The following is a 20,104-nucleotide window of genomic DNA, read 5'->3' on the forward strand; positions in this document are numbered from 1 at the left end:
TGCGTATGTCGAGGCCCGCGGTCCGCATGCGCGGCCGCGCGGCCGAGCAGGGATTGTACAATGCCCTGACCGCAGGCGCCCGCAACGTGGCCCGTACGGGAAGGGGCCGGCATGAGGCTGGCTGGCAACAAGGCCGTCGTGACCGGCGGCGCGGGCTTCGTCGGCAGCCATCTGACCGAGATGCTCCTGGCCGCGGGCAACGAGGTCGTCGTCATCGACGACTTCTCGACCGGGCGTCCCCAGAACCTCGAGGGCCTGGCCTCCGGGAGGCTGCGGGTCGTGCGCGCGGACGTCAGTGACGCGGGCGCGATCGCGGGGCTCTTCGACGGCGCGGTCGCCGTCTTCCACTTGGCCGCGCTCGCGGACATCGTCCCGTCGATCCAGCGCCCCATGGACTACTACCGCGCCAACGTCCTCGGCACCGCGTGCGTCGTCGAGGAGGCGCGCAACGCTGGCGTCGGCAAGCTCGTCTACGCCGCGTCGTCGTCGTGCTACGGCATCCCGGACTCCACGCCCACGCGAGAGGACGCCGAGGCCCGGCCGCAGTACCCGTACGCGCTCACGAAGTACCTCGGCGAACAGACCGTGCTGCACTGGGGCCAGGTGTACGGCCTGCCGGTGGTGGCGCTGCGGCTGTTCAACGTCTACGGCCCGCGCTCGCGCACGTCCGGCACGTACGGAGCGGTGTTCGGGGTCTTCCTCGCGCAGAAGCTCGCGCAGCAGCCGTTCACCGTGGTGGGCGACGGGACCCAGTCACGCGACTTCGTGTTCGTGCGCGACGTCGCGCGGGCGTTCGTCATGGCTGCCGAGTCGGACGTCTCCGGTGTGGCGATGAACGTCGGCAACTCCGACCCCAAGAGCGTGAACCGGCTGGTCGAGCTGCTCGGCGGCGAGGTCGTTCACGTCCCCAAGCGCCCAGGCGAGCCCGACGTGACGTGGGCCGACACGACCCGCATCCGCGAGACGCTCGGCTGGGTGCCCGAAGTCTCGCTCGAGGACGGCGTGGCCGAGATGCTGCGCAACATCGAGTACTGGCGCGAGGCGCCGGTCTGGACTCCGGAGAGCATAGAGGTCGCCACGGCGGACTGGTTCGAGCACCTCTCGGCGGATGGTGGTGAAGGGGCATGACGCGCGAGAAGAGCCGCAAGGTCAAGACGATCGAAGAACTCGCGGCGATCATCGAGCGGCTGAAGGCCGATGGCAAGGTCGTCGTGATGTGCCACGGCGTGTTCGACATGCTGCACCCGGGCCACATGAAGCACTTCGAGGCCGCGAAGGACAAGGGCGACGTGCTCATCGTGACGCTCACGCGCGACGAGCACGTGCACAAGGGTCCGGGCCGCCCGGTCTTCAAGCAGGACCTGCGTGCCGAGAGCATCGCCGCGCTCGAGGTCGTCGACTACGTCGCCGTCAACGAGTGGCCGACGGCGGTCGAGACCATCCGCAGGATCCGCCCGAGCATCTACGTGAAGGGCAGCGACTACGCCGAGGCGTCCGACGACGTGACCGGCAAGATCGTCGAGGAGGAGGAGGCCGTCCGCAGCGTTGGCGGCATGCTCCAGTTCACCGATGAGATCACCTTCAGCTCGTCAGCGCTGATCAACCGCTACCTCGCACCGTTCTCGGCCGAGGCGCGCGAGTTCCTCGACGACATGAAGGGGCGGCATTCGGCTGACGAGGTCATCTCGGCGCTCAAGTCCCTCAAGGACCTGAGAGTGCTCGTCGTCGGCGACGTGATCGTCGACGAGTACTGCTACGTCGCCGGCATGGGCAAAGCCCAGAAGGACAACATCATCGCGACGCGCTACATCAGCGAAGAGCGCTTCGCGGGCGGGGTCCTCGCTGCCGTGAACCATGTGGCGGGATTCTGCGAGAACGTGACGCTGGTCAGCTGCCTTGGCACGTCGAACGACTACGGCACGTTCGTCAGGCAGCACATCGCGGGCAACGTCGACGTCCAGCTGTTCGAGCAGTCGGGCGTCCCGACCGTCGTCAAGCGCAGGTTCCTCGACCCCACGTTCCTCACCAAGCTGTTCGAGATCTGCTATCTCGCCGACTCGGACTACCTGTCGCGGGTTGTCGAACGCAGCATCCTCGCGTGGCTTGCCGAGCACGTGTCCGAGTTCGACGTCGTGCTGGTCGCCGACTTCGGCCACGGCATGGTCACCCCGCGCATCCGCCGCACGCTCGAGGACAAGGCGTCGTTCCTCGCACTGAACGTGCAGAGCAACAGCGCGAACCTCGGATTCAACTACGTGACCAAGTACCGTCGCGCCGACTACATCTGCATCGACGAGCCCGAGGTCAGGCTCGCGTGCCACGACCGCACGTCGAACGTGGAGAACCTCATCGTGACGATCGGGCGGAAGCTCAAGTGCGACCGGGTCGTGATCACGCGTGGACACAAGGGGTCCATCGCCTACGACAAGGCGACAGGCTTCACGGAGGTGCCCGTGCTGTCTGCCGAGGTCGTCGACAGGATCGGCGCTGGAGACGCCTTCTCATCGATCACGGCGCCGTGCGTCAAGAAGGGTCTGCCGATGGACATCGTGGGGTTCGTCGGCAACGCCGTCGGCGCGATGCAGGTGCTGACGGTGGGCAACCGCAGCGCGGTCGACCCCACCGCGCTGTTCAAGTACGTGGTGACGCTACTCAAGTGAGAGGGCGGTGGCGCGGGTGACGGAGACCGAGAGGATAGGCGGCTTCGGCTCGATCGCCGCCCTGTTCGGGCGCATCGCAGTGACGGATGCGACGGCGGCCGCGCTCTCGCCGGAAGAGGGTGTGTCGCGTGCGGTCGCGATGTTGCGCGATGCGGCGGCTCGGGGCGGGTGCGTCTACTTCATCGGCAACGGCGCGAGCCAGTCCATCTCGAGTCACATGTCGGCGGACCTCACCAAGAACGGCCGGATCCGCGCTCTCGCGTTCACGGACCCCTCCCTGCTGACCTGCATCGGCAACGACCTCGGATACGAGCGGGTCTTCGCCGAGCCGCTGGAGCGATTCGCTCGCAGCGGCGACGTGCTCGTCGCGATCAGCAGCTCGGGCAGCTCGCCCAACATCCTGGCCGCCGTGTCGGTTGCGCGCGCGGCGGGCTGCGGCATCGTCACGTTGTCCGGATTCGCACCCGACAACCCGCTGCGCGGCGGCGGCGATGTGAACTTCCACGTACCCTCGCATGACTACGGCGAGGTGGAGGTCGTGCACCACGGGATCTGCCATCGCATCGCCGACGAGGTCGCGGCGGGAGGACCGGCGTGAGCGACCGCTTCCGCATCGACTCCCACAAGCTGATCTACCATCCCGACCGGGTGGCCGACTGGCTCGCGGGACGGGACGTCTATCCCGTGTACGTCGAGATCTCGCCAGCCGGCTACTGCAACCATAGATGCGCGTTCTGCGCGCTCGACTTCGTCGGATACCGTGCCGGCTTCCTCGACGCCGACCTGCTCAAGGAACGCCTCACGGAGATGGGACGCCTCGGCGTCCGCAGCGTGCTGTACGCCGGCGAGGGCGAGCCGCTGCTGCACAAGCGCATCGCCGAGATCGTGAACCACACCAAGGCGTCGGGGATCGATGTGGCACTGACGACCAATGCCGTGCTGCTCGATCGCGAGATGTGCGACGAGATGCTCCCGAGCGTGACGTGGACGAAGGTGAGCATCGCGGGAGGCACGCCGGACACGTATCGCGAGGTGCAGGGCGCCTCCGAAGGCGACTTCGAGCGCGTCATCGAGAACATGTCGTATGCGGCCGATGCACGTCGCGCGGGCCGGCACTCGTGCACGCTCGGGATGCAGCTGCTGCTGCTGCCGGAGAACGCCGACGAGGTCGTCACCCTGGCGCGCATCGCCAAGGACATCGGGATGGACTACCTCGTGGTCAAGCCGTACTCGCAGCATCCGTCGAGCATCACGCAGAAGTACGCCGACATCCGCTACTCGGACTACCTGCCGCAGCTCGAGGAGGCTCGGACCCTCTCCGGCGATGGCTTCGAAGTCATCGCGCGGGTCGACACCATGGAGCGCTGGGACAGCCAGGAGCACTGCTACGAACGCTGTCTGGCCCTGCCGTTCTGGGCGTACGTGTCCACGGCTGGAGGGGTATGGGCGTGCTCGGCCCATCTTGGCGAGGAGCGCTTCGAGGTGGGCAACATCAACGATGCGACGTTCGAGACGATCTGGACCGGCGAGCGCAGGCGCCAGCTCATGCGCTGGGTCGCCGAGGAGTTGGACACCTCCGAGTGCCGTGTGAACTGCCGGATGGACCACATCAATGAGTACCTGTGGGAGCTCACGCATCCCTCGGAACACGTCAACTTCATCTAGGGACGGACGCTGTGGCAGAAACGAATGCGCACGCTCAGCTCGCCGAGTCGGATCTCCTGCGGCTCTACTCAGCGATGCTGCGCATCCGGATCGTCGAGGAGCGCATAGGGGAGGTCTACCCCGCCGGTGAGATGCGTACTCCGACGCACTTCTGCATAGGGCAGGAGGCGACGCCGGTGGGCGTGTGCGACGTGCTGCGCCCCGACGACGTGCTCCACTTCTCGCATCGCACGCACGGGTGGTATCTCGCCAAGGGCGGCGATCTCGATGCGATGGTCGCGGAGTTCTTCGGACGGGCGACCGGATGCGCGAAGGGGTGGGGCGGTTCGATGCACCTCATCGACCTGGATGTCGGACTCATGGGCTCGTCGTCCATCCTCGGAGGCACGATCGGACATGCGGTGGGCTCGGCGCTCGCGTTCAAGATGCGCGGCGAGCAGCGCGTGGCGGTCGCTGCATTCGGCGATGCCGCTGTCGAGGAGGGCATCTTCGCGGAGTCTGTGAACTGGGCGGTGATCACGCGCGCCCCAGTGGTCTTCGTCTGCGAGAACAACCTCTACTCGTCGCAGTCGCCGCTGCACGTGCGCCAGCCCGACATCCCGATCCACGAGCGGGTCGAAGGCTTCGGCATTCCGGCGACCCGAGTGGACGGCAATGACGTTGTCGCGGTCCGCAGTGCAGCTGCGGAGGCAGTGGAGCGTGGGAGGGCCGGCGGCGGACCATCCTTCATCGAGGCGCTCACATACCGATGGAGGGGTCACGTCGGACCCGAGGAAGACGATCATCTCGGATACCGCAGCGTCGCTGAGGTCGACGAGTGGAAGGCGCGCTGTCCCGTGGATCGCCTGACTCCGCTCGTGCCTGCGGAGCTGCGCGAGGAACTGGCGCTGCGCTTCCTCCGTGAGACCGACGCCGCGCTGCGGTTCGCGAGTGCTTCGCCAGCCCCTACCTGGGAGGATGCGTGGCGTGAAGTATAGCGAGGCCATACGCGACGCGCTCGCCGTAAAGCTCGCGGAGGACCCGAGCGTGTTCGTGCTCGGGCTCGGAGTGCCGGACCCCAAGGTCGTGTTCGGCAGCACGGCCGGCCTGGCGGAGGAGTTCGGCAGCAAGAGGGTGTTCGACACGCCCGCGTGCGAGAACGCCACCGTCGCGCTGATGATCGGAGCGGCCCAGCAGGGGATGCGACCGGTCATGGTGAACCAGCGCGTCGACTTCACGCTCCTTGCGCTCGACCAGATCGTGAATCATGCGGCCAAGTGGCGCTGGATGTTCGGAGACGTGCAGAAGGTCCCGATCGTCATCCGGATGATCGTAGGGCGCGGATGGGGCCAGGGCCCACAGCACTCCCAGAGCATGCACGCCCTGTTCGCTCACATACCGGGTCTCAAGGTGGCCGCGCCGGCCTCACCCTACGACGCGAAAGGCCTGCTGATCTCGGCGATGGAAGGCGACGACCCAGCCGTCATCATCGAGCACCGGCGACTCTACGATCTGGTCGAGGATGTGCCATCCGGTCGCTACGCCGTGCCGTTCGGGCAGGCGAAGACGGTGCGCGAGGGTAGCGACGTGACCGTCGTCGCGACATCGCAGATGGTCGTTGAGGCTCAGCGCGCAGCCAAGGCGCTCGGTGAGGTCGGCGTGAGCGCCGAGGTCATCGATCTGAGGTCGCTGCGTCCTCTCGACACCGCTGCTGTCGTGGACTCGGTTCGCAAGACGGCTCGGCTCGTGGTCGTAGACGCCGACTGGCGGCATGCGAGCGTCTCGGCCGAAGTGGTCGCGGCGGTCGCCGAGGCCGGAGTCCCGCTCGCTGCGCCGCCCGCACGTCTCACGTGGCCGGAAGCGCCCGCTCCGACGGCCGCGTCGCTCGAGGACGAGTACTACCCGTCCCCCGAAGACATCGGGCGCACAGCGCTGAGGCAGATGGGGCTGGATGTGGAGCTCCCGGCGATCGGCGATGTGCCGGCAGCGTTCCACGGCCCGTTCTAGGCGAGGAGGATCCGTATGGGACAACTGCGGGAGTTCGTCACCCCCGTGCACAAGCAGACGTCGCGCGACTACGTCGGCCGGATGGTCGACGACAAGGTGCACTGCATGGAAGTCGCGAGGCGCTTCGACGAGGCCTTCTGGGACGGCGACCGGCGCTACGGTTTCGGCGGGTATCGGTATGACGGCCGCTGGGAGCCCGTCGCCCGCGCACTCGTCGAGGCGTACGGGCTCACTGCGGACTCGTCGGTGCTCGACGTCGGTTGCGGCAAGGGCTTCTGGCTCTACGAGCTCACCAAGCTGCTCCCGGGGATCACTGTCGCCGGGATCGACATCTCCTCATACGCTATCGAGAATGCCAAGGAGGAGGTGCGACCGTACCTGAAGGTCCACCGCGCCCAGGATCCCTACCCCTTCGCTGACGACCAGTTCGACCTTGTGGTCTCCAACACGACCCTGCACAACCTGCGCGTGTACGACCTCGCGGCCGCTCTCGGCGAGATCGAGCGCGTGGGCAAGGCGGCACACATCTGTGTCGAGGGCTACCGCAACGAAGCGGAGCTGTTCAACCTGCAGTGCTGGGCGCTGACCGCAGAGGCGTTCTTCACGCCGGAGGAGTGGGTCTGGCTCTTCGAGCGTTTCGGCTACACCGGCGACTACGAGTTCATCTACTTCGAGTAGAGGTGCACCAGTGGGTCTTCTGTACACGAACTACAAGCTGTTCCACTTCAAGGAGAAGCTCGACTCACTCCCCCGGGAGGTTTGCGACCTCCTGCCTCCGGTCCACATCCGGATCAAGCCGACGAACGCGTGCAACCACAACTGCCGCTACTGCGCCTACCGGGTGGGTGAGCTGCAGCTCGGACGTGACATGGATGTCCGCGATGAGATCCCGCGCGACAAGATGCTGGAGATCGTAGAGGACGTCGTCGGGATGGGCGTTCGCGCCGTGACCTTCAGCGGGGGTGGGGAACCGTTCGTCTACCCGCATCTGCTGGAGGCCGCTCAAGGTCTCGTGAGCGGTGGGGTGAAGATCGCCTCGCTCACCAACGGCGGCAACCTGAGAGGTGCTCCCGCCGAGCTGTTCGCGCACGAGGCGAGCTGGGTCCGCGTATCCATCGACGGCTGGGACGACGAGAGCTACTCGCGGTACCGCGGCGTGAAGCACGGCGAGTTCACGCGTGTGCTGGACAACCTCCGGGCGTTCAAGGGGTACGGCGGCCCATGCAGGCTGGGCGCGAGCATGATCGTCGACAGGGAGAACGCGGCGCACGTGCACGAACTCATAGCGCGGCTGCGCGACACGGGAATCGACAGCGTCAAGGTCTCGGCGGTGGTGATAGGCGACGACAGTGCTGAGAACAACGCCTATCACGAGCCCATCTTCGAGTTGGTCAAGAACCAGATCGCTCGTGCCACCGAGGAGTTCGCCTCCGCTGACTTCGAGGTCTTCGATGCCTTCCACCAGCTGGACGCTCGGTTCTCGAAGGACTACTCCTGGTGCCCGATGCAGCAGGTGCTCATGGTCATCGGTGCGGATATGAACGTGTATCCGTGCCAGGACAAGGCGTACAACCTGGAAACTGGGCTCCTCGGCTCGATAGCCGACGTTCGCTTCAGGGACTGGTGGTTCTCCGACAAGTCGCGCTTCTTCAGGATCGATCCGTCGCGTGATTGCGACCATCACTGCGTCTCCAACACCAAGAACAAGGCGATTCTCGAGTACCTGGGAGCCGACCTCGACCACCTCGGGTTCGTGTGATGCGATCGGGCGTGCCGAGCCGCGTGGTCGTTCTCGGCGGCGGAGGCTTCGTCGGCCGTCATATCGCGGCGGCGTTCGCCGACCGTTCACCCGAGGTTGAGTACGTTGCGCCTTCGCGATCCGAGGTCGACCTTCTGGGTCGCGATGCGTCGCGCCGCGTGGCGGACCTGCTCTCGGCCGACAGCGTGCTCGTCGTTGCTGCAGCGGTGAAGAAGGAGCTCGGCGACACCGTCGACACGTTCGAGTCCAACATCGCCATCGGCACGGCGGTCTGTCGGGCGCTCGAGCTCGTGCCGGTATCCAAGGTGGTGTACGTCAGCTCCGTCTCCGTGTACGGGGACGACGTGGCGGACACGGCGATCGCCGAGTCGACCCCGATCAGCCCCTCCTCGTACTACGGCATCGCGAAGTGCTGCGTGGAGCAGCTGATCCTCCAGGCCCTCGGCGGCGAGACCGAGCGGCTGATCGTACTCCGTCCGCCGGCCATCTACGGGCCCGGGGACACCGTGGAGGCCTACGGACCGAGCGGTTTCGTGAAGGCGGCGAGCGCCGGGCGTCGCATCACGCTCTGGGGCGACGGGACCGAGACGCGCGAGTTCCTGTACGTCGGGGATCTGGCGGAGATCATCCGCAGGCTCGCGCTGTCCGACGCGTCCGGAGTGGTCAACGCCGTCAGTGGCGTGAGTCACTCGTACTGTGAGGTGCTCGACGCGATCGCGTCCGCCCTCGGCGCGCGTCCGGCGGTCGAGAGCAGGTCGCGCACCAGGCCCCGTGTCGACACCGGCTACGACGGAGGCCGTCTGCAGGGACTGCTGGACGACTTCGAGTTCACGTCGCTGGCCGACGGGATCCGTCTCACGGTCTGTGCGGAGGCAGCCCTGAGTGATTGAGTCAAGGTCGCGTCGGGCCGTTCGATCCCGACGGGTGCGCGCGGGCCGGCTGTGTCTGGTGCACGACGCACGGCCGGGACGCCTTCCGGCAGCGCAGGACGCTCGGTATGCTATGCTCCGCGACCTCGCCGGCGGGCAGCGATTGGTGGTTGAGACTCAGTGAGCACACACGATCCGAACGCGGCGTCGAAGGACCGGCTCGTCCTCGTGATCCCGAATTCGCGCTGGCATGACAAGCGCACGTGGATCATGGTGTCTCCCGCCGCTCTCATACTGACGGCGATCCTGAAGCCGCACTTCGATCTCCACCTCATCGACTGCAACGGGGAGGATCTCTCCCTCGAAGGGCTCGGTCAGCGCCTTGCCGACCTGGCGCCGGACGCAGTCCTCGTTTCGTGCCTGTCGGTGGAGTACGCGCGCCAGAGCCACGCCGCCCTCGCCATCGCCAAGCAGTCGGTTCCGGGTGTCACCACGGTGCTCGGCGGCGTCTACCCGACGGTGCTGCCGGAGTCGGCCCTCGAGGACGAGAACGTGGACTGCATCTTCCTCGGTCATGCCGAGGAGCGCGCCGTGCCGTTCCTGACCGCGCTGCTGTCGGGCGGCGTCGAAGCGGTCGCCGACCTGCCGGGAGTCGGCTTCCGTTCGGGTGGGCAGCTGGTCATCCGGCCGGTCGCGTCGTACATCTCGGACGTCAAGGAGATGGTCAAGCCCGACTACTCGCTGATCGACCTGAGCCCCTACATCAACCAGCGGACTCATGACTATCAGTACAACTCCAAGGTGCCGATGGCGTCTCTCGTCTCCTCCTACGGGTGCCCGTTCAACTGCATCTTCTGTGCGACCCGCACCGTCAGCGGCAGGCGAGTGGTGTTCCGGCCGGCGGAGGATGTGCTCGAGGAGATCGGCTACCTCGTGGACACCTACGGAGTGCAGGACCTCTCGTTCATCGACGACTGTCTGCTCGCGGATCGGGAGCGCATAGAGGTCATCATGCGCGGGATGGCCGAACGGTGGCCGGGATTGCGCTGGAAGGTCGTCACCCTGTCGGCTTGGCATCTGGATGACGAGCTCATGGAGCTCATGGCCGCCTGCGGTTGCGAGCAGTTCACCATCTCCGTCGAGTCGGGCTCCCAGCGTGTGCTCAAGGAGATCATCCGCAAGCCGCTGAAGCTCGAGATCGTGCCCCCGATCGTGCGCAAGGCCCGCGAACTCGGGATCACGATCGGCGGGAACTTCGTCATCGGCTTCCCAGGTGAGACGTTCAAGGAGATCAGGGACTCCTTCGCGTTCGCTGAGGAGTGCGACTTCGACTTCGTGAACTTCCACATCGCGACGCCGCTGCCCGGTACCGATCTGTATCGCGTGGCGCAGGAGCAGGGCCTGCTCCCGGACGATTTCAGCTTCACCGACCCGCGCTACTTCGGGTTCGGATACGCGTTCATCGGGACCGATGAGTTCACGCCCTTCGAGCTGATGGTGCTCCGGGCGTTCGAATGGGACAGGATCAACTTCTCGACCGACGAGAAGATCGCCAAGATCGCTGACTTGGTGAACATGACCGTCGACGAGCTGAACGAGCATCGCCGGCAGACCCGCCGCAAGTGCGGGATCCACGTTCCGCCCGACGCTCCGGTCGAGGCGTGAGCGATCGCGCAGCACGGTTCGTCCGCGCGCAGATCGACCAGCTGCGCGAGGGAGGCCTTCCAGTGCTGGCGCGCAAGACGGCGAAGGCGCTGGCCCTCGCGCTCGCACTGTTGCCGGCGCTCTTGTTGCTCGCGCTCCAAAGGGTCGTCCGTCCGCTGCGGCTGCTGCGCCTTGCCCCGTTGCGCAGCGAGCGGATCAGTCACTTCGCTTCGAACACAGAGGTCTACCTCTGCGAGCGGGACGCGGGGCTCCATCCCCCCGCGATCGACCTCTTCTTCTGCGCTGACAAGGTGAGCAATCCGGCGCTCGCCAGGATGTGGGGGCGCGCCGTAGGGATGTGGCCGGTGTGGCTGTCGGCGGTGCCGCAGGTCGCGCTGGCGATCGGACGGAGGCTGCCCAACGCCCAGGACTACATCGCCCCCATCCTCGAGAATCGGGGGAGGGACATCGAGGGGCTGCTCGCATCGACTCCGCCGCACCTCGCGTTCACCGAGGTCGAGGAGGCGGAGGGACAGCGGGGCTTGCGTGCGCTGGGGGTCCCTGAGGGCGCGGAGTTCGTCTGCTTCCATGTCCGAGACCCCGCCTACCTCTCCGCCGAGTTCTCCGCTGTGGACTGGGGCTACATGAGCCACCGGGATGCGACGCTCGAGTCGCACGTCCCGGCCGCGGAGGCGCTCGCGGAGCTCGGCTACTGGGTCATCAGGATGGGGAGCGTGGTCGCCTCGCCGCTGCCGGCCACCCACCCTCGCGTCATCGACTATCCGCTCAGCGGCCTGCGCTCCGACCTGATGGACCTGTATCTCGGCGCGAAGTGCCGCTTCTACTTCGGGACCGATTCGGGCATCTGGGCGGTCTCAGGCATCTTCCGCAGGCCCATCGTGTTCTCCAGCTACTCGATGATCGGCGCGTTCCAGACGTGGGGGTGGAACTACATCCACGTCCCCGCACTGCTGAGACGAGCCGCGGACGGCTCGCTCGTGCCGTTCGCCGAGATCGCCGAGCGCAGGCTGGCGATCCTCGACACCAACGAGCGGTTGGAGCAGGAGGGCGTCGTGCTCGTCCACTCCGCACCCGAGGTCATCGTGGATGCGGTGCTGGAGATGGACGCGCGCCTCAGCGGGGCATGGGTCGAGACGCCCGAGGACGCGGCGATGCAGCGCAGGTGCTGGGAGCTTCTCTCGCCGGTGGTCGAGCATCCCGAGCGTGGTGGCATCAGCACGCGCGTCGCCGCCGGGCTGCTGAAGAGACATCCCGAACTGCTCGCATAGCCGCCAGCGGGAGGCTGGCGGCTCCGCCGTGTGTTGACGCGCGCTGGCCGGATGTCTAATGTTCATCGCGTGAACAGTTCATGTACGTTGCCGCACGGCGAGGGAGTTGCTCCGTGAAGGCAGTGAGGTTCGTGGCTGCGGTGTTCCGGGAGCACCCGCGGCTCTTCATCGTCAATCTGGGCGTCGTGCTGTTCGTCTGCCTCGCGGATACGCTCGCGCTCGTCTCGGTCGCGCCCGTGGTCGACGTGGTGCTCGATCCCGCGCTCGCGAATCCTGGCGAGGTCACGGCCAAGGTCGTGGGTGCGATGGCGTTTGTGGGGATACGAGCCACTCTGCTGACCCTGCTGCTGGCCTTCATCCTCTCGAATCTCCTGCGGAACAGCATCTACCTGAGCGCGACCTACGTGATGCTGCGGACCAAGTACTCACTCCTGCGGCGCCTGGTCGTGGGCGCTCTCCAGGACTTCTTCTCGGCGCGCTGGACCTTCTTCTCGTCCAGGGATCAAGGCGTCCTGCTCAACACCTTCTCGCGCGAGATGAATGTGGCCAGCGACGCACTCGGAGCGATGTCGTACCTCCTGACCTTCGTTGTCGAGGCGGCGCTGTACCTCACCGTGCCGCTGCTCATCTCCTGGCAGGTCACCATCGCGGGGGTACTCACGGCCGTGGCGCTCGGCCTGCCGTTCGTCTGGCTCAGCCGGCTGTCCTACGGGATGGGGCAGAAGAACACCGCGACCGCCAACACCTACATCTCTGCGGTCAACGAGGCCCTGGCCTCAGCGAAGGTCGTCCTTGGGTTCGGCAACCAGCGGCAGGTGACCGAGCAGGCGACTGCTGCGTTCGACGCACACCGCAAGGCCGCCATCCGCTCCCAAGTGCTCACGTCCGGCATCCCGCTCGCCTACTACCCCATCGGTCTGACCGTCGTGGCCGCGTCGCTGCTGACCGCCCGGGCGGTCGAGGTCCCCCTGTCGTCGGTGACCGTGATTCTGTACTCGTTCCTCAAGATCGTGCCGCTCGTGGGGCAGATCGTCGGGCAGAAGGCCCAGATCGAGAACTCCCTCCCGAGCTACGAACAGGTCGAGAACCTGCGTCGCGGCGCGCGTGAGGAGCGCATGCGCTCGGGCGCTCGGGAGTACGCGGGCTTCCGGGAGGGGGTCGCGCTCGAGGGCGTCTCCTTCCGCTACGAGGGCGAGCGTCCGACGCTCGAAGACGTCACGTTGCGGGTCGCCCGCGGCGAGACCGTCGCCCTGCTCGGGCCGTCAGGGGCGGGGAAGTCGACGGCGGTCGACCTGCTCATGGGCCTGATCGAGCCGAGTGAAGGCCGCGTGCTCGTGGATCGCCGGCCGCTCGGCGAGTTCGACGTCGTGCAGTACCGCGGTCGGATCGGGTACGTGCCGCAGGACCCCATCCTGTTCAACGCGTCCGTCCGCGACAACCTGCTGTGGGCAGCGCAGGATGCGAGCGATGCTGACTTGCGCGACGCACTCGAGAAGGCGCAGGCGACGGAGTTCGTGTCCGAGCTGCCCGAGGGCATGGACGCCGTTGTCGGCGACCGCGGCGTGAGGTTGTCCGGGGGTCAGGTGCAGCGGCTCGCACTCGCTCGCGCGCTCGTGCGCCGGCCGGACATCCTCGTTCTGGATGAAGCGACCAGCGCGCTGGACTCGCACTCGGAGGCGCTCATCCAGAAGGCGATCGACGATCTCGCAGGCGAGGCGACGATCGTGCTGGTAGCACACAGGCTCTCGACCGTTCGGGGAGCCGACCGCGTGTACGTGTTCGATGACGGACGCGTGGTCGAAGAAGGGACGTTCGCGGAGCTGTCCGCGCGCGAGGGCTCGTACGTGCAGTCGATGGCGCGGATGCAGGGTATCGGCTGAGGCACGGGCTCGCCTTGACGCTGGTCCGCGGCGGTCCCTAGAATGTTCACGAAATGAACAATCCGTCTACCGCCGCTTCGGGGTACCCGAATGACCGCTGACGACATCACAGCGCCTCACTCCGCCTCTGGCCGCCGCAGAGTGCTGATCGTGGGCGCGGGACCGCTCCAGGTCCCGCTCATCGAGCGGGCGCTTTGCGCGGGTCACGTGGTCGTGGCGATCGATGGTGACCCGGCCGCGCCGGGACTCGCGCTGGCAGACGTCGGGATCTCCGTCGACACATCTGACCCCGAAGCCGCTCTCGCGGTCGCGCAGCAGCATGCCGTGGATGCCGCCGCCTCGGATGCGAGTGACGTGGCGGTCCCGACGGTCGCGTTCGTGGCAGAGCGGATGGGTCTCCCCGGCATCGGCAGAGACGTGGCGACCGCATTCACCGACAAGCTCGTGATGCGCACCGTGTGCGTGGCAGCGGACCTTCCGTGCCCGCGTTTCGCGGAGGTCGCGGATGTGGGAGAGGCGGCTGCCGCGGCCCAGGCGTTCGGCTGGCCGGTCGTGGTCAAGCCTCGACGCAGCCAGGCGAGCAAGGGGGTCACCCTGGTGGCGGCCCCGGAGGGCGTCGGTCCGGCGGTCGCGGAGGCACAGCGCTACGCTCGCAACGGTTCGCTGCTCGTCGAGGAGTACGTCGACGGTCCCGAGTTCACGGTCGAGGGGTTCAAAGGCACGGGAGCCCATCGATCGCTCGCAGTGTCGCGCAAGTCGCACTACGCTCACCGGCCCATGGTGGCGAATCGGCTCGTGTACTCGCGTGAGTCGGACGAGTACGACTACGCCGAGCTGAGGGCGCTCAACGATCGCGTCGTCGCGGCGCTCGGGTTGCCGTTCGGCATCACGCACGCGGAGTACCGTCACTCGGGCGACGGGTTCAAGCTCATCGAGATCGCCGCGCGGGGCGGGGGCTTGAGGATCTCGTCCCACATCGTGCCCAGGCTGTCCGGAGTGGACGTGCAGACCGAGCTGCTCGCGTGTGCGACGGGTGCCGGCGGCGACCCCACCCCCGAATACCAGGAACTGCGGGTGGCACTCGACTTCTTCGACTTCGCGCCGGGACGAGTCGCCCGCGTCTCCGGCCTCGAGGCTGTGATCGCTCGGCCGGACGTGCTGGACGCAGGTCTGTCGGTCGCCCCGGGCAAGGAGATACTGCCCGCGGCGGACGACACGACGAGGCACGGGTACTTTGTGCACGAGGCAGTCTCGGCGGATGCGCTGGAGCGAGCCGCGGCCGAGATCAAGGGGACTGTGGTGGTCGACTATGAGTGATCTGGTCTTCGACAGCTGCACGCATCCCACGCTCGACGGTTCCTGGATACCGGGCTTGCGCGAGGCGGACTGCGGGTTCGACAGTCTCGTGAGCGAGATGGCGGATGCCGGGGTCGACCGGGCGTTCGCGGTCGGGTTGATCGGCGTGGGCGCGTACGAGCCCGGTGCGTTCGCCCGGCGGGCTCTCTCGTTCGGCGAGACGCTGATGCCTGTCGCCGAGGTCGACCTGTCCGGAGCCAGGAACGCAGGGAGCGTCCGCCGCGAGGTCGAACGCCATCGCGACCTCGGATTCGTCGGCGTGAAGGTCCACCCGAGGCGGTCGGGTGTCCAGGTGTCGGCCCCTCAGGTGGCCTGGCTGGTCGATGAGGCGGCGGCGTGCGGACTGCTGCCGTTCCTGTGTACCTACTTCTACGGAGACTCGCGAGCCGACGCGGGCAACGACGTCACCGCTCTGCGCGGGCTGCTCGCCAGCGTGCCGGAGGCGCCGCTCGTGCTGCTTCACGGGGGCGCGGTCCGGATCCTGGAGGTCGCCGAAGCCGCACGTCCGTTCCCGAACGTGATCGTGGACCTCTCCTTCACCCTCTGCCGCTATGCGGGGAGTTCCGTCGACCTCGACATCGAGTGGTTGTGTCGCACCTTCGACCAGCGGCTGAGCGTCGGCTCGGATCATCCCGAGTACGCGCCCCGCCAGGCTCGGGAGCGCCTTCATGAGATAGCGAGCGGGCTTGATCCGCAGAAGCTCGCCAGCATCCAAGGCGGCAACCTGTCGCGATTGGTGGAGGGGATGCCCTGATGCCGATGCCCGAGGAGGACAGGCGCAGCGTGGTCGAACGGTACGGCGAACGGTACGGACGCTTCGGCTACGATTCGCGGTCCCTGGGGTGGACCGGTGAGAAGCAGCTGGTCCGATTCGGCGTGCTGACCTCCGGCTTCGATCTGCGGGGCCGCACGGTTCTCGACCTTGGCTGCGGCTTCGGTGATTTGAACCGGGTGCTCGCTGAGCAGTACGGGGACGACTACCGCTACGTGGGAGTCGACCTCGTTCCGCAGTTCCTCGACGAGGGCCGCGCGAAGTACGGCCGCGACGGAGTCGACTTCATCGAGGGCGATCTGCTCGAGGTCGAGCCTCCCACGCCCTGCGACGTGGTGGTCGCCTCCGGGATCTTCAACCACCAGCTCGAGGGGATGGATGAGTACGACTTCATCGTGGCCGTCATGGAGCGCGCGCTGTCGCTGTCCGGAGACGGAGTGGCGATGGACTTCCTGTCCGATCGAGTCGACTATCGCGAGGACCCGCTCTTCTACTCGTCTCCCGAGAGGGTTCTCGGCATCGCCTACGGCCTGTCGCGGAACGTCGTACTGCGGAACGACTACATGCCCTTCGAGTTCTCAGTGTTCGTGTACAAGGACGAGTCGTTCTCATCCGAAGACCTCGTGTTCGAACGGTTCAAGACTGGAGGCGATCGCCGATGAAGGACCAGATCATCGACTACATCCGCAGGAACCGGGTGTCGACGACCGAGGTCGCCGACTGCCTCGACAAGACAGGGGTCATCCCGGGCGTGCATGCGCTCAACCGCGGGCACTTCAGGGTGGGGCCGGTTCACTGGGCGTATGCCGACGGCGAGAGCAACTGGGCGTGCCATGAGGGCCTGCGGGACGTTGCCGAGGGCGCGGTCGTGGTAGTGGACGCGTTCGACTGCGGCGAGCGCGCGATCTTCGGCGACCTGGTCACGAAGTTCCTGGTGCTGTACCGGCAGGCGGAGGCCGTCGTCGTCGTCGGCAACATGCGGGACGCGGCACGGCTGATCCGCGAGAACTACCCGGTGTGGTGCGCGGGCACGAATCCCGTGGGGTGCTTCAACACCGCCGACCGTCCGCTCGCAGATCCGTCGCTCGTCGCAGAGCGTCGCGCCTACCTGGAGGGCGCGATCGCGGTATGCGACGACACAGGCGTCGTCATCATTCCGAAGGAGAGGTACGACGCGGAGTTCCTTGGGCGACTCGAGGCGATCGAGGAGCAGGAGGACATCTGGTACGAGTGCATCGATCGCAGGAAGTGGGACACCTACGACACCGTATGCCTGAAGAAGTATCTGGAGGACTGAGCGTGGGCGGCGCTGCTGCCATAGGTCTTGGCACCGCCTGCTTCGGTCTCGACTACGGGATCAGCGGGCCCGGTCGCCGCACGCCCGACGATGAGGTCGCGCGCATCATAGAAGCGGCGTTCGCCGAGGGCGTCCGATACTTCGACACGGCTCCCGCCTACGGGGACGCGGAGGAGCTGCTCGGTCGTCTGCTCCCGCACGGCGAGGGCGAGCGGGTCGTGACGAAGACGCCTGGCGGAACGCCCACGGCTCGCGAGGTGCGCGACTCGCTCGAGCGGTCGCTCGAGCGACTGAGGCGGGACAGTGTGCACGCGCTGCTGGTGCACCACGCCGACGCGCTGGTGGCGCCCGGATCCGACGACGTGGCCGACGCCCTCCGCGCCATCAGGGACGAGGGCCTCGCGAGCCGGATCGGCGTCTCCGCATACGCGCCGGCTCAGGTCGACGCGATCCTCGACCGGGGATACGAGCTCGACGCCGTGCAAGTCCCCGTGAACGTGTTCGATCGGCGATTCTCCGACTCCGGCCATCTCGCGCGCCTCGCGGGACTCGGGGTCGAGGTGCACGCGCGCTCGGCCTTCCTGCAGGGGCTGCTGCTCATGACCCCCGATGCCGTTCCCCCGTCGCTTCGCGCCGCTGTCGCGCCGCTGGAGCGGTTCCGTACGTGCGCCGAGGCGGCGGGACTCACGCCTGCGGAGCTGGCGCTCGGACATGTGAGATCGGTGGAGGGCGTGGCGGTCGTCGTCTGCGGTGTGAACGACTCTGCGCAACTGGCCGAGCTGCTGTCGATCGCCCCGGTCGACCCGATGCTGGCGGACGGCCTCGGGGTGGACGACCTCGACGTGGTGGATCCGTCCCGATGGGAGTTGTGCTGATGAAGGTCGTGGCCGTCGTTCAGGCGCGCTCGGGCTCGTCGAGGCTGCCGGGCAAGGTGATGCTCGAGGCGGGTGGCAAGCCGCTCATCGGTCACATGCTCGACCGCATCGAGCGTGCCGCTTCGCTCGACGGAGTCGTCCTCGCGACGACCGTCATGGCGGAGGACGACGAACTTGCGGCATACGTTCGCGGACGCGGGACGCCCGTATTCAGGGGCAGTGTCGACGACGTGCTCGACCGGTTCTACCGGGCGGCGCGCTGGCAGGGGGCCGACGTGGTGGTCCGGCTGACCGGAGACTGCCCGCTCATCGACCCGGCGGTGATCGAGCGTGTCGTCGCGGAGATCGTCGGCGGCGGATACGACCAGGTGGTCACCGGACCGTCGTTCCCCGAGGGCTTCGACGCCGAGGCGGTGACCTTCGCGGCTCTGGAGACCGCATGGAGCCGCGCGACGCTGCGGTCGGAGCGTGAGCACGTGACCGTCTACCTCCGTGATCACGCGGAGGAGTTCCGCCGCAAGGTGCTCGAGCTGCCGGACGATCTCTCCGACGTGCGCATCGTGGTCGACGTGCCTGAGGACCTGCCGGTGGTCGAAGAGCTTCTCGGTCGGTTCGCCCCAGGTTCGCTCGGCGTCGCCGAGATCGCGGCGCTCAGGAGATCCGAGCCGACGCTGTTCGCGGGCAACTCGGGAGTGGTCCGCAACGAGGGGTACGCGATCTCGCTGGCGGCCGACGGCCCGGCGGCGCGGGAGCAGTATCCGCCGCGCAGGCTCGACGTCTCAGAGCAGCTCTGGTCCCGCATCGAGCGCATCGTGCCGACGGGGACCCAGACGCTGAGCAAGGGTCCTACCCAGTACGTCCGCGGCGTGGCGCCGGTGTTCCTGGATCGCGGTTCGGGCGCGTCCGTGTGGGACGTGGACGGCAACGAGTACCTTGACTACGTCATGGGCCTCGGCGCGGTCACGCTCGGCTACTGCGACCCTCATGTGGACGCGGCCGTCAGCGCGCAGTTGGCGAAGGGCATGTCGTTCTCGCTGCTGAACCGGCTCGAAGTCGAAGTGGCCGAGTCGCTGGTCGACGCCATACCCTGCGCCCAGGCCGTCCGCTTCGGGAAGAACGGTTCCGACGTGACGGCGGGCGCCGTGCGCGTGGCACGCGCCGCGACCGGCCGGGAACGCATCGCGTGCTGCGGCTATCACGGCTGGCAGGACTGGTACATCGGGACGACCACACGCGACAAAGGCGTCCCGGGCTGCGTGAAGGATCTCACGCACCCGTTCGACTTCGACGACCTCGATAGCCTGCGCGCAGTTCTCGAGTCGTACCACGGCGAGTTCGCTGCGGTGATCATGGAGGCGATCGCGATCGCCGAGCCGTCGCCCGGCTTCCTCGAGGGTGTGCGCGATCTGGCTCACGAGCACGGCGCAGTGCTGATCTTCGACGAGATCGTCAACGGCTTCCGTCTCGCGGTGGGCGGCGCGCAGGAGTACTTCGGCGTCGTGCCGGACCTCGCGACGTTCGGCAAGGGCATGGCCAACGGCATGCCGATGGCCGCGCTTGTCGGCCGGGACGAGTACATGCGTGAGCTGGACGAGGTGTTCTTCTCGTTCACCTTCGGGGGAGAGGCGCTGTCGCTGGCTGCTTCGCAGGCGGCGCTCGCGATCTACGCCGAGAGGGACGTCATCGGGCACATGGCGCGGCTCGGCCGGCTGCTGCTCGACGGCTACAACGAGCTCGCGACCCGTCATGGCGTGGACGGCCACACGCGCTGCATAGGTCTCCCTGCGCACTCCGCGATCCAGTTCGACGCCGTCGGCGATTGGGATGCGCTGACGGTGAAGAGCCTGTGGCAGCAGGAGGTCCTCAAGCGGGGCATCTTGTCGATCGGCGTCCACAACCTGAGCCTTGCGCACACCGAGGCCGACATCGAGCGGACGCTCGCCGCCTACGACGCTGCGCTCGCCGTGCTCGCCGAAGCGGTGGCTGCGGGCGATCTGCCCGACCGTCTCGACGGCGAGCCCATCCGACCGGTCTTCAAGCGGTGGTGACCGT

The 20,104-nt window shown here is 67.2% G+C and carries 18 protein-coding genes; all 18 read left to right on the forward strand.

Features of this window, described 5'->3' with window-relative positions; genetic code table 11:
• Window positions 1–111 precede the first annotated feature (111 nt).
• Complete coding sequence (locus FDZ70_00120; protein TLM80541.1) at window positions 112–1,128, forward strand: NAD-dependent epimerase/dehydratase family protein; 1,017 nt, start codon at window positions 112–114, stop codon at window positions 1,126–1,128.
• Entirely contained in the window at window positions 1,125–2,660 is a 1,536-nt protein-coding gene (locus FDZ70_00125; protein ID TLM80542.1) for a cytidyltransferase, read from the forward strand. The genes FDZ70_00120 and FDZ70_00125 overlap by 4 nt, the downstream gene beginning before the upstream one ends.
• Window positions 2,661–2,799: 139 nt before the next feature.
• Complete coding sequence (locus FDZ70_00130; protein TLM80563.1) at window positions 2,800–3,258, forward strand: SIS domain-containing protein; 459 nt, start codon at window positions 2,800–2,802, stop codon at window positions 3,256–3,258.
• The gene (locus FDZ70_00135) at window positions 3,255–4,325 is read left to right on the forward strand and encodes a radical SAM protein (protein TLM80543.1); all 1,071 of its coding nucleotides are present in this window, start codon (window positions 3,255–3,257) and stop codon (window positions 4,323–4,325) included. The genes FDZ70_00130 and FDZ70_00135 overlap by 4 nt, the downstream gene beginning before the upstream one ends.
• A gap of 74 nt (window positions 4,326–4,399) precedes the next feature.
• Window positions 4,400–5,302, forward strand: coding sequence for a thiamine pyrophosphate-dependent dehydrogenase E1 component subunit alpha (locus FDZ70_00140; protein TLM80564.1), 903 nt, complete (start codon window positions 4,400–4,402; stop codon window positions 5,300–5,302).
• Window positions 5,283–6,311, forward strand: a complete 1,029-nt coding sequence (locus tag FDZ70_00145; protein ID TLM80544.1) for an alpha-ketoacid dehydrogenase subunit beta — start codon at window positions 5,283–5,285, stop codon at window positions 6,309–6,311. Before FDZ70_00140 ends, FDZ70_00145 begins: the two co-directional genes overlap by 20 nt.
• 15 nt (window positions 6,312–6,326) lie before the next feature.
• On the forward strand, window positions 6,327–6,989 hold the full coding sequence (locus FDZ70_00150) for a class I SAM-dependent methyltransferase (protein TLM80545.1): 663 nt from the start codon (window positions 6,327–6,329) through the stop codon (window positions 6,987–6,989).
• A gap of 10 nt (window positions 6,990–6,999) precedes the next feature.
• The gene (locus tag FDZ70_00155) at window positions 7,000–8,070 is read left to right on the forward strand and encodes a radical SAM protein (GenBank protein ID TLM80546.1); all 1,071 of its coding nucleotides are present in this window, start codon (window positions 7,000–7,002) and stop codon (window positions 8,068–8,070) included.
• Window positions 8,070–8,960 carry an NAD(P)-dependent oxidoreductase gene (locus FDZ70_00160; protein TLM80547.1) on the forward strand — a complete coding sequence of 297 codons (891 nt, stop codon included), beginning with the start codon at window positions 8,070–8,072 and terminating at the stop codon, window positions 8,958–8,960. The genes FDZ70_00155 and FDZ70_00160 overlap by 1 nt, the downstream gene beginning before the upstream one ends.
• Before the next feature lie 207 nt (window positions 8,961–9,167).
• Window positions 9,168–10,604 carry a radical SAM protein gene (locus FDZ70_00165; protein ID TLM80548.1) on the forward strand — a complete coding sequence of 479 codons (1,437 nt, stop codon included), beginning with the start codon at window positions 9,168–9,170 and terminating at the stop codon, window positions 10,602–10,604.
• The gene (locus FDZ70_00170) at window positions 10,601–11,872 is read left to right on the forward strand and encodes a TIGR04372 family glycosyltransferase (GenBank protein ID TLM80549.1); all 1,272 of its coding nucleotides are present in this window, start codon (window positions 10,601–10,603) and stop codon (window positions 11,870–11,872) included. The genes FDZ70_00165 and FDZ70_00170 overlap by 4 nt, the downstream gene beginning before the upstream one ends.
• Before the next feature lie 80 nt (window positions 11,873–11,952).
• Window positions 11,953–13,752 (forward strand): ABC transporter ATP-binding protein, encoded by a 1,800-nt coding sequence (locus tag FDZ70_00175; GenBank protein TLM80550.1) that lies wholly within the window; start codon window positions 11,953–11,955, stop codon window positions 13,750–13,752.
• 90 nt (window positions 13,753–13,842) lie between these two features.
• Window positions 13,843–15,069 (forward strand): ATP-grasp domain-containing protein, encoded by a 1,227-nt coding sequence (locus tag FDZ70_00180; GenBank protein ID TLM80551.1) that lies wholly within the window; start codon window positions 13,843–13,845, stop codon window positions 15,067–15,069.
• Window positions 15,011–15,862, forward strand: coding sequence for a hypothetical protein (locus FDZ70_00185; protein TLM80552.1), 852 nt, complete (start codon window positions 15,011–15,013; stop codon window positions 15,860–15,862). Before FDZ70_00180 ends, FDZ70_00185 begins: the two co-directional genes overlap by 59 nt.
• Window positions 15,862–16,542: a class I SAM-dependent methyltransferase gene (locus FDZ70_00190; protein TLM80553.1), complete on the forward strand. Its 681-nt coding sequence runs from the start codon at window positions 15,862–15,864 to the stop codon at window positions 16,540–16,542. The genes FDZ70_00185 and FDZ70_00190 overlap by 1 nt, the downstream gene beginning before the upstream one ends.
• Window positions 16,539–17,177, forward strand: a complete 639-nt coding sequence (locus FDZ70_00195; GenBank protein ID TLM80554.1) for an RraA family protein — start codon at window positions 16,539–16,541, stop codon at window positions 17,175–17,177. Before FDZ70_00190 ends, FDZ70_00195 begins: the two co-directional genes overlap by 4 nt.
• A complete protein-coding gene (locus tag FDZ70_00200) occupies window positions 17,150–18,052 on the forward strand; it encodes an aldo/keto reductase (protein TLM80555.1) in 903 nt (300 codons plus the stop codon). The genes FDZ70_00195 and FDZ70_00200 overlap by 28 nt, the downstream gene beginning before the upstream one ends.
• Window positions 18,037–20,100, forward strand: coding sequence for an aminotransferase class III-fold pyridoxal phosphate-dependent enzyme (locus tag FDZ70_00205; protein ID TLM80556.1), 2,064 nt, complete (start codon window positions 18,037–18,039; stop codon window positions 20,098–20,100). Before FDZ70_00200 ends, FDZ70_00205 begins: the two co-directional genes overlap by 16 nt.
• The last annotated feature ends 4 nt before the right edge of the window (window positions 20,101–20,104 follow it).

The sequence above is a fragment of the Actinomycetota bacterium genome (assembly GCA_005774595.1).
Lineage (GTDB): Bacteria > Actinomycetota > Coriobacteriia > Anaerosomatales > D1FN1-002 > D1FN1-002.